A 16,173-nucleotide genomic window follows, 5' to 3' on the forward strand; every position below is an offset into this window, starting at 1 on the left:
ACGACATACGATATCAGCCTCGGTCTCGTGGGCTAGGAGATGTGAAAAAGAGAAAGAAATATTTTTGTTAAAAAAATTAACTTTGAATATAAATCGTTCTTTTCTCGATGAAGATAGGTCCGGGGGGCACGTCTTCGTGGCCAGCGACCGTGGTGGTTTTGACTTTCTCAATCTGCTGGATAATGTCCATTCCCGCCGTAACCTTACCAAATACCGCGTAGCCCCAACCGTTATTGGTGGTGGCGGTATGGTCTAAAAAGTCATTATTGGCTGTGTTGATGAAGAATTGCGCGGTGGCCGAGTGAGGCGCATCGGTGCGAGCCATAGCGATTGTGCCTATGGTGTTACTTAGGCCTTTGTTGGCTTCGTTAACGATAGGCTCGTGGGTCGGTTTTTCCTTCATTTTTGCGGTAAACCCGCCGCCTTGGATCATAAAGCCTTTGATTACTCGGTGAAAAATAGTGTGTTCAAAGAAGCCTTCTTCACAATAGCGAACAAAGTTTTTTGAACTGACAGGCGCATGTTCAAAATCGAGTTCTATAGTGATGTCGCCTAGATTTGTGCTAAATGTAATCATGCTAATATCTTCTATCTTAATGAGTTTTTATATCTAATAAGTCACGACTTGTACTGAGTCATTACTTAGTTTTAGGGCCGCTATTCCACGGATTAAAGGGCGCGCTGCGACCCGTTGTATCGTTACCATTGTCAGTCTGAATAGATTGCGGCCGTGTTACATTGGCTTTAACCTCTGGCTTTGATTTTGCGCTGCGATGCTTTTTCGCATGGGCGGTTTCAAAGGAGCCTTCCTTCGCGGGGCGCGAGGATCTGGCCTCAGGTGCCCGAGTTTTAAAGGTTTTTGGCGTAGTATTTTTGGGCACAAAATCGAGAATAGACACAGGCACTTCTTTGTTCGGCACAAAGCCTTCAATTTCTTTACGCACTATGAGGTGACCTAGACGGCGCTCGATAGCACATAGATTCCTAAAATCATCTTTAGAAACAAAGGAGATGGCTTCGCCGCAGGCGCCAGCACGACCGGTTCGGCCAATACGGTGAATATAATCATCGGCTTCATCGGGCAAATCATAATTGACCACACGGGTGAGGGCGTCGATATCGATACCGCGGGAAGCAACGCCAGTCGCGACTAAAAAGCGTAGTTTGCCAGATTTGAAATCCACTAATAATTGCTCGCGTACCGCTTGGCTGCGACCGCTGTGAATGGCTTCGGCGGCAATGCCACGTTTTTCGAGTTGGCTAACCAGTTTGGCGGCGCCTTGTTTCGTCTGGATAAAGATCAGTGCCTGTTCCCACGCTTGCTCAGTGATGAGTTTGCTTAACAGGGCCGACTTTTTATCTTTATCGACAGTGATCAACCATTGGTCGATTTGTGGTGCGTTTGCGCTGTCGCGGGCAATTTCAATTTCGACAGGGTTTTCAACCGCTGTTTTCGCTAAAAAGCGCACTTGCTTAGATAAGGTTGCCGAAAACAACAGATTTTGGCGTTCTGTTGGCAGACGTTCGATAATCTTATTGATGTCTTCGATAAATCCCATATCGAGCATTCTATCGGCTTCATCTAGGACTAATATCGAGATTTCATCGAAATGAATCGCTCTTTGGGTGTACATATCGAGCAATCTACCGGGTGTTGCCACCAGAATATCGACGCCTTCAATAAGACGTTGTTTCTGCGGTGCGGCATCCATGCCACCATACATGGCCATAGACGTCAGCGGCAGGTATTTTGCGTACTTGGCAATATTATCTTCTACCTGAACGGCCAATTCACGGGTTGGCGTTAAGATTAATGCACGAACGCGTTTAGCACGGATTTTCGGCATGTCGGCGAACATTTGCAGTATTGGCAACACAAAACTGGCGGTTTTACCTGTACCTGTTTGCGCGCCAGCAAGCAGGTTTTTGCCTTTCAAGATCACCGGAATGGCTTTTTCTTGGATCGGAGTAGGTTGTGAATAGCCGAGCTCAGTGATGGCTCTTAAAATCGGATCGCTTAATCCAAGTTTGGAAAATGGCATTGAATGTCTCAGGTAAAGGGTCAGGTCAATAATGTATAAGCAAACTGTTACGCTAAAGCATGAACAGTGGAGCAGGGCGATATTATAGCAGGAGGTGAAACAGAATAGGCGATTATCATTATTTGTGTGTGTGTTTGGTAAAGAGGGGCTTATACGTCGAATAGGCGAATGATAGGCGGTAAAATATTGAGAACTTACAATTTTGTAACCGCGCATGTATTCATGGCTAACATAGCTGCAATTATTGGGGCAATATGATTAACTGAGGTAATTTTTATATGCCTGATAAATCTTAACAAAGGACCCATAATAATGAAAAAAAACGCTATTTCCCTTGCGATAGTGCTATCGCTGGCCAGCCTTGCTGGCTGTCAATCCCATACGAGTCAAACCGCGCCCGTGGTCGCACCTGAAGTTAAAGCCCACTCATTTGAGCAATTTTCAGCATCCTTTATTGATTCATTGTGGGAATTGTCACCGACTTGGGCCTTATACAGTGGCAAGCATGTTAACGATGGTTACCTTGAAATCCCCGATGCAGCAGGTCGAGCAAAGACCTTAGCGTTTGTGAAAGTTCAGCAAGCGCAGTTGACTCAGTTCGAGCAAAAGTCGCTAACGCCGAATGAACTGATTGATTACCATCTGATCGACAATTTACTCGGTAGCATGGCATGGGAAATTGACAGTTTTAAATCTTGGCAGTGGGATCCTTCAAGTTACAACGTATCGGGTGGTTTTGCCCAAATCATCAATGAAAAATTCGCTCCATTAGATGACAGATTACGTTCGGTATTAGCGCGTTTAGAAAATGTGCCAGCTTATTATGCTGCTGCGCAGGCGAACATTAGCAAACCAACATTGGAGCACACTGAGTTAGCAGTGCTGCAGAATCAAGGTGCATTTTCGGTTTTTTCCGATGACTTATTAAAACAGGTCGCCGACTCTGGTTTGACTGATGTGGAAAAAGCGTTATTTAAAACGCGTTTCGATGCGGCCACTGCGGCGATTAACGGCCATATCGCTTGGTTAGACAAATTAGTGGTTCAACTTAAAAAAGATGGAGCACGTAGTTTTAGAATTGGCGAGGCGTTATATGAGCAAAAATTTGCCTTTGATATCCAAGCGGGGATGACGGCGAAACAGCTATATCAAAAAGCCGTAGCCGATAAAGAGCGTGTTCAAGGAGAAATGGCTAAAATTACCGATAAGTTATGGCCTAAATATTTTACTACGCCAAAGCCTGCTGACAGTAAGCTCGCCATTCGCCAATTAATCGATAAATTATCGACTCAGCATGTTCAGCGCGATGAATTCGTGAATGAAGTGCGTAAGCAAATTCCAGAGCTGATTGAATTTGTAAATAAGAAAAAACTAGTCACATTAGATCCTAAAAAACCACTCGTTGTCCGTGAAACGCCCGAATATATGCGTGGTTATGCCGGTGCATCAATTAGTGCACCTGGACCCTATGAGAAGTCAGGCAATACTTATTATAACGTGACGCCGCTCGATGGCATGAGTGATGAGTCCGCCGAGAGTTACTTGCGTGAATATAATCACTGGATCCTGCAAATCCTCAATATTCATGAAGCCATCCCAGGGCACTACACTCAACTCGTTTACTCTAATCAATCTCCGAGTTTAGTGAAAAGTTTATTTGGTAATGGTGCTATGGTCGAAGGTTGGGCGGTTTATGCAGAGCGTATGATGTTAGAAGAAGGCTATGGCAATTTTGAGCCTGAAATGTGGTTGATGTACTACAAGTGGAATTTACGTGTTATCTGTAACACGATTTTGGATTATAGCATTCATGTGAAAGGCATGACCGAAGATCAAGCTATTGCCCTGATGATGAATGAAGCCTTCCAACAGCAAGCTGAAGCCGAAGGCAAGTGGCGCCGTGCGACACTTAGTCAAGTGCAACTGACGAGTTACTATTCAGGTTATCGAGAAATCTATGATTTCCGTGAAGAATACAAAAAATCGCAAGGTAAAGATTTTGACCTTAAAACTTTCCACGAAACATTCTTGAGTTATGGTAGTGCACCAGTGAAATATATTCGCCAATTAATGCAGAGCAAATAAGTTCGTATATTGATATAAATCAGCAGAGCTTAGGCTCTGCTTTTTTATGCCAAATAGCTAGACAGGTATAGTGTGAGCTTAACATAAGTTGGCATTGTTACTTATGAAATGAAATCGTTAACACTGTGCGAATAATGAAAAGCCGAAAATTCTGCCATATAACCGAAAAAGTATATATTTCGTTATATGGCATATGCAGATGTTAATCAAACAATTTAACTGCGTGGTGATAGAGCACAATGGCGATAAACTTACTTCTTAGATTTAGATGATGCCATCAGCGCTAAGACTTCATCGTAAGAAATGTTAAATTCTCTCGACAAGTTAATGATTTTTGTTTTGTAGGTTTGAATATTCTCTTGCTGAGCTAATTGATGTTTCTTTTCTTCAACTAACTCATTAACGGTTTCTTGTAATATCAATAATCGACGTAAACTATAGTCGAGAGATTTAATATATTTACCCATTTGTTGCTTGTTACGTGCTTGCTCAAGATCCGTTGAGACTTTCTTATCATATCCATACTCATCAAGAGCTGCGATTGCGCTCTGTAAATCAAGATCAGTTGTCATTTGGTTTTCGCTTTATAACAAAGAGGTGTGGGAACAAATTTATGAAACTTTAAAGAGTGTCATAGGACGTTAACTATCGCAGATTATAATGCTTATGCCAATATACACCAAGCCTTTGCACGTTAAAATGAAATAAAAAATTCCGCTGATTTTTGCTTTGACCTTGTCGGGGTCTACAATTATGAGTAGTCTAAAGTTATAGACTATCATGGAGATTCAAATGCTTGATCTACTACCAGATTTATTCGACCACTATCCGTCTAAATTACAGTTACTTCCCCTTGCATTTAAACCCTTTGGTGGTAAACGGCTCTTCTGGGGCGAGATAGTCACAGTAAAGTGCTTTGAGGATAATTCAAAGGTAAAAGAGATACTTGCACAGGATGGGCATGGAAAAGTGCTCGTTGTCGATGGGGGCGGTTCTCTGCGCCGCGCATTGTTAGGTGACCTCATAGCGCAGAGCGCCTTAGATAATGGTTGGCAAGGGATAGTGATTAATGGTTGTGTTCGCGATGTGGCGAGATTAAATACTTTCAGCTTAGGTGTCTTTGCCTTAGGGGCTATGCCGATAAAAACCGAAAAGTTAGGTCAAGGCCAAATTAATGTGGCTGTCGATATGGGGGGCGTGACGGTTAAGCCCGGTATGATGCTCTATGCCGATGAAAATGGTATTGCAGTAAGTGATGAAATGTTGAACTTTGCATTTTTAAATTAACATTTCTAAATGCATTAGTTGCTATAAATTCAAGTTGTTTTTGATAAGGATATTTATATGAAATTCATTAAGTGGCTCTTAGCCTTAATGGTGACGCTCATTCTTTTAGTCACCGTTTATCTCACTGTCTTTTTCGACCCTAATGATTTTAAACCTGAAATAGTCGATGCCGTAAAAAAACAAACGGGTCGTGAATTAGTCATTACTGACGATTTATCTTGGACATTTTTCCCTATTATAGGTATTAATTTAGGAGGGGTGTCTTTATCTAACCCTGAAGGCTTTACGCCTAAGGTTATGTTAGAAGTCAAAAAAGCCGTTGCTGAAGTGGCGCTAATGCCGTTGTTTAGTCAGAAAATTGAAATTGCAGAATTGAGTCTCGATGGCGCAACGATCAATTTAGTCACCCGTAAAAATGGCACTAACAGTTTCGATGGGTTGAGCGGCGATAATAGCCCAAAAACAGCGTCTCCAGCTGCCGCCGAATCTTCATCGAATGCCAAACTTAACGACATTAATATTGGTGGCATTTCTATCACCAATACCCAAATTAATATGATTGACGAAGCTAATAAGCAGACTCAAGTCTTTACCTTAAATAGCTTCACCTTAGGTGAGTTCTCCTTAGATAAATTTGCGCCTATCGCCTTTGAATTCAGTGCAACTATGCCGGATATGACGGTAAGTAGCGAAGCTAAAGGTGAACTAAAACTCAGTCGAGACTTTAAACAACTCGTTATCAATGGGCTGAAAATTGACACTGTGGTTGAAGGTGAGAGTATTCCGAACAAGAAACTCGAAACATCTGTCAGCTTAGCAACTCAAATCGCCCTTGATAAACAGCAATTGTCCGTCGATATTGCGCAGCTTACCGCGGCGAGCATTACCGCTGCGGGTAAAGTGGGTGTGAATTATGGTACGAAAATTCCACAAATTAATGCTGATTTTCAAGTTGGCGATATTGATTTAGATACACTGTTACCTAAAACAGAGGCCACCGCCACCGCTGAACAAGCGCCAGCAGCAAACTCTCAGACAGTTGAGCCTGATCTCTCAGCCCTTAAGCAGCTTGATGTAAAACTCAAGTTGACTGTTAAGTCTATTAAGGTCGCGAATCTGTCGACTCAAAATTGGTTAATGGATGTGGGCATTAAAAATGGCGTGTTAGATCTGACGAAACTGAATGCGGATTTATATCAAGGTCAGTTGCTGGTGAGCGCTCAGGTTGATGCTCGTCAAGCAGTGGCGAGTTATCAATTTGATAAAAAAGTGACGGGCGTACAAATTCGTCCTTTGCTGAAAGATGCGGCGGATGTGGATTTATTGGCCGGTACAGCCAACTTTGATGTGAAGGGGAAAGGTAAGAGTTTGATCCCTGAGCAGTTAAAGAAAAACCTGTTAGCGAATGGTCATTTTGATATTAATGACGGTGCTCTGTACGGGGTAAATATTCCACAGATGATCCGCAGCGCCCAAGCTAAGTTAAAGGGCGACTTATCGCCAGAAACGAAGGCGGAGCGCAAAACTGACTTCTCGAGTCTGACGGGCAGTTTCTCGTTGGATAATGGCGTTGCCACGAATCCAGATCTTGCCTTGTCTTCGCCTTTACTGCGTTTGGATGGTAAAGGCACTGCGAATTTATTGACTGAAGCCTTGGACTACAGACTAACCGCTAGCCTAGTGAATTCATTGAAGGGGCAGGGTGGTAGCGACAAAGATGCGCTGGCTGGAGTTGACATTCCGTTGGCCATTACAGGCACTTTCCAAAAACCTGAATATGCTTTGGATACTAAAGCCTTACTGAATAACCAGCTTAAGGAAGAAACCGACAAAGCTAAGGAAAAATTAAAAGACTCATTATTGAAAAAACTAGGCGGTTTCTAATGGTTGTTTCTACGCGTTACGCATTACTTGTTTGCGCGAGTGCTTTTGTCGGCGGGCAACTTGTTGGGTGCTCGGCGCCCGAAGCCGCTGACACGAGTCAGTCAACCAAGGGTGAGACTACAACAGCCGCGGCCGTTCAGCCTGAGATTATTCGCGCTGCCGATCTGGCGCTCGATGTTTCTGGGCTTAAAAGCACTCCGACATTAAAGGCTGAACCTGTGATGGCAGAAAAGACACAAGGCCTGCTTCGCGGCGAATTAACTCTAGAACCTTTTATCGATTTTAAGCAGTCGGTTAAGGCGACATTGACTGTGACAAATCCACAAACCTATGCTGTCGGCCTACGTTATAACTCTGGGATGACGGCGGATTTGTGGTTGGTAACGCAAGAGGGCAAACGTCTGTGGGCTTGGTCGGATGATATGATGTTTACCCAAGCATTACGTGATAGCCAATTGGCGGCAGGGAAAGTGATCACGACTTCATTTAGTATTCCGCCCAAAGCATTTGCAGGAATACCTGCAGATGGTGCTCGCTTAGAAGCGCATTTTGCCGCTAAAGCATTAGAGTCTGATGCCGTTGTTATGGCGCCCGTTGTCTTATTACTGACGATGGAATAACGCCGCCTCTCATAATAGAAAAGCCCGTAATAGAAAAAGGCAGCAATCCGATAGGGTTGCTGCCTTTTTGTTATCTATGGCTCAGATTTATAGCACTAATCCGTTCGAACTATGTGCCAGTTTAGTCCTTACGCACTCAACTTAGTTTCATCAACCACTAATTTGATCACTTGGCCTGGTTGTAAATACTGTGATTGCGCTAGGCTATTCCACTCGAGTAGCTCGGCAACAGTTACGTTAAATTTATTGGCGATACGGGCAAGTGAATCACCGGATTTTACCTTGTAACTGACAGTACGAATTTGTGCGGTTTGCTCAAGCTCCTTTGGTGCTAAGATCACTAACTTCTGACCGTTTTGTAGCTTGCTATTCTTAGCCAATTTGTTCCAAGTGCTGAGTTGTTTCACCGTCACTTTATGGGCTTGGGCTATTTCTGAGAGTGTGTCTCCTGACTTAACCTGATAAGCAATTTTTGTTGATTCAACTGCAGCATGTGATTTTTTCGGCAATTGCTGCTTAGTTGACAGGGCATAAAGTTGCTTGTCTTGCGCATCGACAGGAATAATCAAATGCTTGCCTGCGACGATCGTGTTGCTTTTCATGCCGTTGGCGGCGCGAATAGCGGCAACGGTCGTATGGTGCTGCGTAGCAATCTTGCCAATGCTATCGCCAGATTTGATCGTGTATCGTAACCAGCTGATCCTATCTTCGGTTTCTGTTTCAGCGAGCGCTTTTTTAAATTCTTCCGATTTATCAATTGGTAGCACTAAGGTGTGCGGACCAAGTGGCGATGTAGCCCAGCGGTTATAACCTGGGTTGAGTTTTTGTAACTCAAGCGTGGTCATATTGGCAAAACCTGCCGCCATGGCTAAATCAATTTGGCTATCAATATCAACCACTTCAATAGTCGGATTGTTGTCAATTGGCGCTAAAGAAATACCATATTCATCAGCGTGTTTAATGACTTCTGCCAGTGCGAGCAGTTGCGGCACATAGCGCTCCGTCTCTCTGGGCAAATCCAATGACCAAAAATCCGTTTTTAAGCCTTTTTTCTCGTTACGTTTGATTGCATTGAGCACCCGTGATTCACCCGAGTTATAGGCAGCAATAGCATAAAGCCAATTGTTATTGGTTTTATCGTAGAGGTATTCCAGCATATCGAGCGCCGCAGTCGTTGATGCGGGGACATCACGACGACCGTCATACCACCAGTTCATTTCTAAACCGAAATGACTGGCCATAGGTGTGGTAAATTGCCACAGACCCGATGCCGCGCCAGTCGATGATGCGGAAGGATCAAAGGCGCTTTCAATTATGGGTAACAAAGCTATCTCAATAGGAAGATGACGCTTTTCAAGTTCTTCTACAATCATGTACATATAAGGTGCAGCACGTTCCGAGATGATCGCCAGATGCTGTGGATTTTTGATGTACCAATCACGGTATTGATTCACCAATTTTTGATCTGGAACCGGTAACTGCATGCCCTGACGAATTCGCTCCCACACATCGGTAATTTGCGCCGATGGAGCCTCGGTTGCGAGGTAATATTCTGGGACTGTATTTTCGGTTGTGACGGCTTCAACTTCTGTTTGGTTAACGCCATGGTTGTCTAATGTTTGACAGCCTGTGAGTAGGGCAAATCCCCCTACAACAACATAAAGTGATACTCTCATTGAAAACGGTAGTCCTCTGTTAGTGCATCGCTTTTCTTTATAGTAACAGTATGTTTTATATGAAGATAAAGACGACGCAGCGCGCAAAGTTTTCACGCAAAACGAGCCATTCTATGGGATCTTTTCGATCTTGTCCCTTAATTATCGTACATAATGTAAGGCCATTTTTGACTTACATCATCAAAAATGAGAAAAACTGTTTGAATTTCAATCTATAATATTGCTTTTGTGATCAAAAATTATCTTTCCACTGTCTGAGTAAGGTAAAACCGCTGAGTTCGTCTAAATTTGCGTGATTTAGACCGCTAAAATGCTGTTTTATGTTATCGACAATTTCAGTGTCGCTTGGGCGTAAAAAGGGATTGATGGCACGCTCTAAAGCGATGGTGGAGGGAATAGTCGCTTTGTCTTGGCGACGTAATTGCATCGCGCATTCGTTATAGTCTTGGAGCTCGCGATTGTTGGGATTGACCGCGAGGGCAAATTTGAGGTTTGAAAGTGTGTATTCATGGGCACAATAAACCCGAGTGTCGGCGGGAAGCTGGGCAAGTTGCTGTAGTGAGTTGAGCATTTGCGCTGGCGTGCCTTCAAATAAGCGTCCGCAGCCGCCGCTAAACAGGGTGTCACCGCAAAATAAGGCATCTTCAACAACGTAGGCTATATGTCCTGCTGTGTGGCCTGGTACATCTAAGACTTGCAGCTCAGCGCTGAGATACTCCAGTGTGAATCTGGGCTTGGCTTTTGCGTGCAGTGGATGTGTGATGCCTTCGATCTTCTCATTATCTGGGCCATAAACCCTGAGTCTATTATGACTATAGGCTTGAAGCGCTGCTACGCCACCCGTATGGTCATTGTGGTGGTGGGTCAGTAAAATACCCGCTAGCGTGAGTTGATTGGCTTGCAGATAGTCAATGACCACACTTGCATCGCCGGGATCGACAACATAAACCTGAGTATGGGGCTGTTGTTGTAACACCCAGATATAATTGTCATTAAAGGCTTTGATCGCTGTTATAGTGAGCATAGAACTGCCTATGTCCGTATTTCAATTTGAAGATAAAGGTATTATCCATGAGTGAACGGTCCTTGGCGACCTTTGCCGCTTTTGCCCTGTGGCAGAATGTTGGTCATCTTTGACCCAATTGGATACTTGTCTACCCAGCTAACGGAGGAACTCTGTGTCGCATTTTAGTACTGAGCTCAAGCCCGAACAATGGAGTGACCTACCCAATGGTGAGGCACTACAGCAAGCCGTCGCTAAACAGCTTGAAGATTGGTGGCCAAGAGTCTTTGGTTATCATTTATTAAAGTTAGGGCCTTTGAGTGCCGAATTGTCGAGCATGGCATCGCCAGTCGCCCATCATTTTTCACTCTCGCCATCTAAAGGCACCTCTATTGAAGGTGATTTTTGCCATCTACCCCTGCAGAATGCGGCGATAGATGCGGTGGTGATGAGTTTATTGCTCGAATTTGAACCCGATCCTTACCGTATTCTTCGCGAAACCGATAGGGTACTCATCGCCGGAGGCTATCTTTTTATCGTCGGTTTTAATCCCTTGAGTCCGGTATTTTTGGGTAAGTTATGGCCTAAATATCAGGATTGTCTTCCTTGGAATGGCCGTTTTTTTATGCCTTCGAGGGTGCGAGATTGGTTAGGTTTATTAGGTTATCAAGTGGTGGGGGATGAGCGTTTGGTCTATCACCCATTAATGGGCGAGTTTACCCAAGGCAAATTTTTGCAACAGAGTTTAGCGTCATGGCTTCCTAGCGCGGGCAGTTTGTATTTAATTGTGGCACGTAAACTCGAGTCGCCACTCACACCTATTCGCGATAAACGTAAGGTGCGGCAGACAAATTGGACCACGGCACCGACTGCGGGTCGTTCGGGACATTTATCAGAGCATTCGGAAAACTGATAAGGCATTTCCATTTTAAGTACAGGTTTTTATATGCGGATCACCTTAAGACAACTGGCAGTATTTGAGGCTGTGGCACGTAGCGGCCAAGTCGCAAAGGCGGCTGAACAAGTGAATTTATCACCACCGGCGACATCTATGGCCTTGGCTGAATTAGAAAAGCAGCTAAATGCCCGCCTATTTGAACGTATTGGCAATCGATTACAGCTTAACTCCCAGGGTAATTTATTGTTGCCATTGGCAACGGATCTATTACACCGTGTTGAACAAATTGAGCAGGCATTTACTTATCATGGTGGTGATCTGGTTGGGCGTTTAAGCATCAGTGCCAGTTCGACAATCGGCAATTATCTAATGGCGAAAGCCGCAGTGGCATTTTGTCAGCAACATACTCAAACCCATGTGGATGTGGCGATTACTAATACTCAAGATGTGATCCAAGCGGTTGCTCAGTTCCGCTCTGAAATGGGTTTTATTGAAGGCCATTGCACTGACCATCGTTTGAGTGTTGAGGCATGGCATAAGGATAGACTGCTGGTGTTTTGTCATCCGGCGCATCCTCTGGCGGGGAAAGTGGTTAAACCTGCAGCTGTTAAAGGCCTGTCTTGGGTGCTACGTGAGGAAGGATCGGGCACTCGCGAATATTTTGTAAATGCCGCCAATGAGTTGGATATGCAGCCGGAGGCTAAATTCTGCTTTACTACGCCGGATGCGATTAAATTGGCTGTGAAACAAGGTGCTGGGCTTGGGGTGTTATCTGAGTTGGCGCTTGAGAAAGAAATCAGTCGTAAAGAGTTGGCGTTAGTCACGATTGAGGGACTCGTACTCGAGCGGCAGTTTTATCGCATTACCCATAAGAGCCGTCAGGCGACATCCCTAGGTCAAGCTTTTGTGCTGTTTTGTGAGAATTTTTTCAATATTGCAGGTGTGGAACTAAAATAAGCAGTTTGATAGCAATGGCCCTCGTAAACAGTGAGCTTAAGCGATTTATTTAAAAGGTTAATTTTGACGGTAAGCTTAAACTGTGAGATGAATCGCGAATTAAATCATCACGCCCAAGTGCTTAACTTAGGCGTGATTGCATCGAACTTACTTTTTCGAATTTAGCGAGTTTACACTGAGTAGCACTGGGTTATGGCTGATAACCTAAATCGGGTTGGGTTGGTTTAGATTCTGCCGCGGTGCGAGCTAACACATCGCAACGTTCGTTTTCGGCGTGGCCTGCATGACCTTTAACCCATTGCCAGTCGATAGTGTGCATCTGTGAGGCTTTATCTAATCGTTTCCATAGGTCAACGTTTTTGACTGGGGTACGGTTTGATGTCATCCAACCTTTTTTCTTCCAGCCATGTATCCATGTCATTATGCCTTGGCGCATATATTGGCTATCGCTGGTGAGCACGACTTGGCAAGGCTCTTTCAAGCTTTCTAACGCTATGATTGGGGCTAACAATTCCATGCGATTATTGGTCGTGAGCGCAAAACCGTCGGACATCTCCTTTGTATGGCCTTTATAATTCATTACAATGCCATAGCCGCCAGGACCGGGATTGCCTAAGCAAGAGCCGTCGGTGAAGATGTGGATCAGTTTTAGTTCAGTCATCAAATTGTTACCATAGCCGGGAATTTCGGCCGAGTATAACTAAAAATTGTCATAAGAAGCGCATAAAAACATGAATATTATCTCTAATGCTAGCCGTCAGGTTATTTTAGATACCGAAACCACAGGTATGAACCAGGGCAGCGGCGCCATCTATTTAGGCCATAGGATCATCGAGATTGGTTGTGTGGAAGTGGTAAACCGTCGTTTGACGGGGCGTTATTACCACCAATATATCAATCCTGGTCAAGCAATTGATCTCGAAGCTATCGCTGTTCACGGTATTACCGATGAACGCGTTTCCAAAGAGCCGCGTTTCCATCAAATTGCTCAAGAGTTTATCAACTTTATCGACGGCGCTGAAATCGTCGCACATAACGCGAACTTCGACGTGAACTTCATGGATCATGAGTTTTCACTGCTGCAGCCGCGTGGTCCGAAAACTGCTGATATTTGTCAGATCCTCGATACCTTAGAGATTGCTAAGTTTTTACATCCCGGCCAGAAAAACAATCTCGACGCGCTCTGTAAGCGTTACGGCGTCGATACTTCTCGACGCGAGTACCACGGCGCATTACTCGATGCCGAGATCCTCGCCGATGTTTATCTGATCATGACTGGCGGGCAGACAAAGTTTAATTTGTCTAACGAAGAAGCGGGGCAGGAAGCGGGGGGGATTCAACGTTTTGATCCGCAATCACTTAATCTTAAAGTGATTGGCGCATCGGCCGATGAACTGACAATGCATGAACAACGCCTTGATTTAGTCGCAAAATCAGGTAAATGCCTCTGGAGAGGATAGAAGAATTACTATGCCGATGTCGCGCCATAAACCCATTTTAGCTTTTTGTCTTCTTGCCACTACGCTGTTATTTAGTGTGGCGAGTGTATTGGCCGCTGACCTAGATCCCGCTAAAAAAGTCGTCAAGCCGCCCAAGGCTACGCCGATTGTAGGATTGGAGACGGCTTCCGAGCTTAAAAACCGTTTTCGTATTGATCATATGGTCGATAACATGACCTTATTAGTGGAGCGTGAATATGGCTCTGCGCCTGTGGTCATAGTGTTACCCGATGGCAGTAAATGGTACGCCAATCGTCATCCAGCAACCGTTAAGTGGGTTGATGGTATAACGGGCGATATTATTTACATTGAGTCACCACAGCCCGGACCTTGGCAGTTGGTGGGCAAGGTCGTCTCTGGTTCAACCCTTAAGAAGCTCTCAAAACTCGAAATCGAAGTCCAGCCTTTACCACAGCCAATCTTCCAAGGTGAACAAGTTAAAATTGTCGCGCAGTTAATGGGTGACGAGCAGCGTGTGCGTATGCCTGGGTTGGATTATTTAGTCGAATGGACGGCACATTTTGTCAGTAAACATAAGGCGGGCGATGAAAACTTTGCCGCGGGTGACATTATTGTTGGTTCCTATAAAGACAATGGTGAAGATTACGATGAAAAACCCGACGATGGTGTATTTACTTGCAATATCAATATAAAGCAGCCTTGGGGTGATTATGAGTTTGTCGTGCAGGCACGTAATAATGTGTTTGAACGGCAGGTTTCATTCCCGTTTAAATTGTCACCTCGGCCAATTAATCTAGAAGTTATTACCCCTGACGATCCGCTAACAGGGCAATGGAAAGTCATGTTACACGTGGATAAGACAGTGTTGCAGCTGGCTGAGACGCATTTTTCCTTTGAGTTAGTCGGTCCTGCTGGCTTGCAACTGCCTTTGGTTGTTAATGGTCTCACTGAGCCTGATTCTGAATTAGATTTACCTACAGTGACAGAGTTTGGTAGTTATCGAATAAAAGGTTTTGTGGCGACGACGACTGTCACTGGTCGTGAAATCGTACTGGATTTACCTGAGCTTTTCTTTAACTTAATTCAACCACCAGAACCACCACCGAGCGCCGAAGAGCTGGCTGCTGTTGCTGCACAAAAAGCGGCAGAGGAAGAAGAGCTTGCGAAGAAAGATGCGATGTTCTGGATCATTACAGTCAACGCTATCTTATTAGTCTTAGGCGTGGTGGGATTAATTGTGTGGCGTAAGCGCCAAAGTTTGGCGCAGGCCTTAGCTGCCGCGGAGTTACGTTTATTGAATGAAGCATCTGCAAATCCACCCGCAGCGCCTTCATTAGATGAAATCGATCTCACTATGCCAGATGAGGCAGATAAAGACCGTTAGCCAAGCGTTGCTTAATATGTTTGATTTATGACTTTGAACTGGAACGTTGCAGCGATATTTGGGATATAAATCAAGGTCTGCAATTGATTTGGCTTTTTTTTAATCAAATGATAAATCGAAGTAAAAAAACGGTTGACGCCTGCAGGGCTCAACCGTATTATTCTTCGCATCTTAAGCAGAGCCTTGATAAGTGTGTTGAATTATCGTTCTGTTTTGACATCAGCAGCCTGTCACGCTGGGGTTAGCGGGTTAGATACCTGTAAAATACTTGGATATGGAAGAATTTGGAGCGGTAGTTCAGTTGGTTAGACTATCGTTTTGACATCAGCGGCCTGTCACGCTGGGGTTAGTGGGTTAGATACCCGTCAAATATTTAGATATGGAAGAATTTGGAGCGGTAGTTCAGTTGGTTAGAATACCGGCCTGTCACGCCGGGGGTCGCGGGTTCGAGTCCCGTCCGCTCCGCCAACATTCTTGAAGCCCATGCTATTAAATAGCATGGGCTTTTTGATTTTCATCCATCCAATATCCCTATTTCTCTCTTTGTGACCGTGACCAAAACGTGACCATTTCGTGACCCAAACTATCTTTTGACCGGAGGTCATTGCCTTTCTTTTCGATCCTTTCGACAGCAAAATTTTAATCTTGAATAATACCAATTACACTAATTAACCTGAGATCGGTTTAACGAGCCATAACTGCAATAGCATTAAACTCCCCGTTAGTGAGGTTCAGTTGTGGCTTATTGTCTTTCAATTGATAGGCGATGAGCCCCGCAATCATATTGAGCATAAAACCATGCACGCTGCGGTGTCTAGAGTGCTCTATTTGAGAGATATTTTTTAACTGGTCGTTGATGGTTTCTATGATGAAACGT

At 44.4% G+C, this 16,173-nt stretch carries 15 protein-coding genes and 1 tRNA gene; 9 read left to right on the forward strand and 7 right to left on the reverse strand.

Annotation, left to right across the window (positions count from 1 at the left end):
- Positions 1 to 76: 76 nt before the first annotated feature.
- Together KFE26_RS22085 and KFE26_RS22090 are read right to left on the reverse strand one after the other, a co-directional pair.
- Entirely contained in the window at positions 77 to 577 is a 501-nt protein-coding gene (locus KFE26_RS22085; RefSeq protein WP_212601736.1) for a peptidylprolyl isomerase, read from the reverse strand.
- Between the two features lie 61 nt (positions 578 to 638).
- Positions 639 to 2,042, reverse strand: coding sequence for a DEAD/DEAH box helicase (locus tag KFE26_RS22090; protein WP_131525615.1), 1,404 nt, complete (start codon positions 2,040 to 2,042; stop codon positions 639 to 641).
- Positions 2,043 to 2,354: 312 nt separating this feature from the next.
- Between KFE26_RS22090 and KFE26_RS22095 the strand changes: the two genes are divergently transcribed.
- The gene (locus KFE26_RS22095; protein ID WP_212601737.1) at positions 2,355 to 4,127 is read left to right on the forward strand and encodes a DUF885 domain-containing protein; all 1,773 of its coding nucleotides are present in this window, start codon (positions 2,355 to 2,357) and stop codon (positions 4,125 to 4,127) included.
- Positions 4,128 to 4,378: 251 nt separating this feature from the next.
- Here KFE26_RS22095 and KFE26_RS22100 read toward each other — a convergent pair whose 3' ends face one another.
- Positions 4,379 to 4,699, reverse strand: a complete 321-nt coding sequence (locus KFE26_RS22100; RefSeq protein ID WP_028760093.1) for a hypothetical protein — start codon at positions 4,697 to 4,699, stop codon at positions 4,379 to 4,381.
- Between the two features lie 220 nt (positions 4,700 to 4,919).
- Here KFE26_RS22100 and KFE26_RS22105 point away from each other — a divergent pair, with 220 nt between their 5' ends.
- Genes KFE26_RS22105 through KFE26_RS22115 form a run of 3 tightly spaced genes read left to right on the forward strand, consistent with a single transcriptional unit; the run spans position 4,920 to position 7,918 of the window.
- Positions 4,920 to 5,414, forward strand: coding sequence for a putative 4-hydroxy-4-methyl-2-oxoglutarate aldolase (locus tag KFE26_RS22105; protein WP_028760092.1), 495 nt, complete (start codon positions 4,920 to 4,922; stop codon positions 5,412 to 5,414).
- A 57-nt stretch (positions 5,415 to 5,471) separates the two neighbouring features.
- Positions 5,472 to 7,298 (forward strand): AsmA family protein, encoded by a 1,827-nt coding sequence (locus tag KFE26_RS22110; protein WP_212601738.1) that lies wholly within the window; start codon positions 5,472 to 5,474, stop codon positions 7,296 to 7,298.
- Positions 7,298 to 7,918 carry a BsuPI-related putative proteinase inhibitor gene (locus KFE26_RS22115; protein WP_212601739.1) on the forward strand — a complete coding sequence of 207 codons (621 nt, stop codon included), beginning with the start codon at positions 7,298 to 7,300 and terminating at the stop codon, positions 7,916 to 7,918. Before KFE26_RS22110 ends, KFE26_RS22115 begins: the two co-directional genes overlap by 1 nt.
- 128 nt (positions 7,919 to 8,046) lie before the next feature.
- Here KFE26_RS22115 and KFE26_RS22120 read toward each other — a convergent pair whose 3' ends face one another.
- Both KFE26_RS22120 and gloB read right to left on the reverse strand, forming a co-directional pair.
- Positions 8,047 to 9,594, reverse strand: a complete 1,548-nt coding sequence (locus KFE26_RS22120) for a LysM peptidoglycan-binding domain-containing protein (protein WP_028760089.1) — start codon at positions 9,592 to 9,594, stop codon at positions 8,047 to 8,049.
- Positions 9,595 to 9,826: 232 nt separating this feature from the next.
- Entirely contained in the window at positions 9,827 to 10,618 is a 792-nt protein-coding gene (gene gloB / locus KFE26_RS22125; protein ID WP_212601740.1) for a hydroxyacylglutathione hydrolase, read from the reverse strand.
- Positions 10,619 to 10,772: 154 nt separating this feature from the next.
- Between gloB and KFE26_RS22130 the strand changes: the two genes are divergently transcribed.
- Together KFE26_RS22130 and KFE26_RS22135 are read left to right on the forward strand one after the other, a co-directional pair.
- On the forward strand, positions 10,773 to 11,510 hold the full coding sequence (locus KFE26_RS22130) for a class I SAM-dependent methyltransferase (protein WP_212601741.1): 738 nt from the start codon (positions 10,773 to 10,775) through the stop codon (positions 11,508 to 11,510).
- Between the two features lie 33 nt (positions 11,511 to 11,543).
- A complete protein-coding gene (locus tag KFE26_RS22135; protein WP_212601742.1) occupies positions 11,544 to 12,452 on the forward strand; it encodes a LysR substrate-binding domain-containing protein in 909 nt (302 codons plus the stop codon).
- 190 nt (positions 12,453 to 12,642) lie between these two features.
- Here the strand turns inward: KFE26_RS22135 and rnhA are convergent, their stop codons facing one another.
- A complete protein-coding gene (rnhA, locus tag KFE26_RS22140) occupies positions 12,643 to 13,113 on the reverse strand; it encodes a ribonuclease HI (RefSeq protein ID WP_006081489.1) in 471 nt (156 codons plus the stop codon).
- A gap of 70 nt (positions 13,114 to 13,183) precedes the next feature.
- Between rnhA and dnaQ the strand changes: the two genes are divergently transcribed.
- From dnaQ to KFE26_RS22155, 3 genes are all read left to right on the forward strand, one after another.
- Positions 13,184 to 13,912, forward strand: coding sequence for a DNA polymerase III subunit epsilon (dnaQ, locus tag KFE26_RS22145; RefSeq protein ID WP_198573302.1), 729 nt, complete (start codon positions 13,184 to 13,186; stop codon positions 13,910 to 13,912).
- A 10-nt stretch (positions 13,913 to 13,922) separates the two neighbouring features.
- The gene (locus tag KFE26_RS22150; RefSeq protein WP_212601743.1) at positions 13,923 to 15,296 is read left to right on the forward strand and encodes a TIGR03503 family protein; all 1,374 of its coding nucleotides are present in this window, start codon (positions 13,923 to 13,925) and stop codon (positions 15,294 to 15,296) included.
- Between the two features lie 391 nt (positions 15,297 to 15,687).
- Positions 15,688 to 15,764 (forward strand) — tRNA-Asp (locus KFE26_RS22155).
- Between the two features lie 216 nt (positions 15,765 to 15,980).
- Here KFE26_RS22155 and KFE26_RS22160 read toward each other — a convergent pair.
- Positions 15,981 to 16,173 (reverse strand): transposase (locus KFE26_RS22160; RefSeq protein WP_283090826.1); only part of this gene is annotated, 193 nt, incomplete at its 5' end.

It is taken from the genome of Shewanella sp. M16 (assembly GCF_018224605.1).
In the GTDB taxonomy this organism is placed as follows: Bacteria; Pseudomonadota; Gammaproteobacteria; order Enterobacterales; family Shewanellaceae; genus Shewanella; species Shewanella oncorhynchi.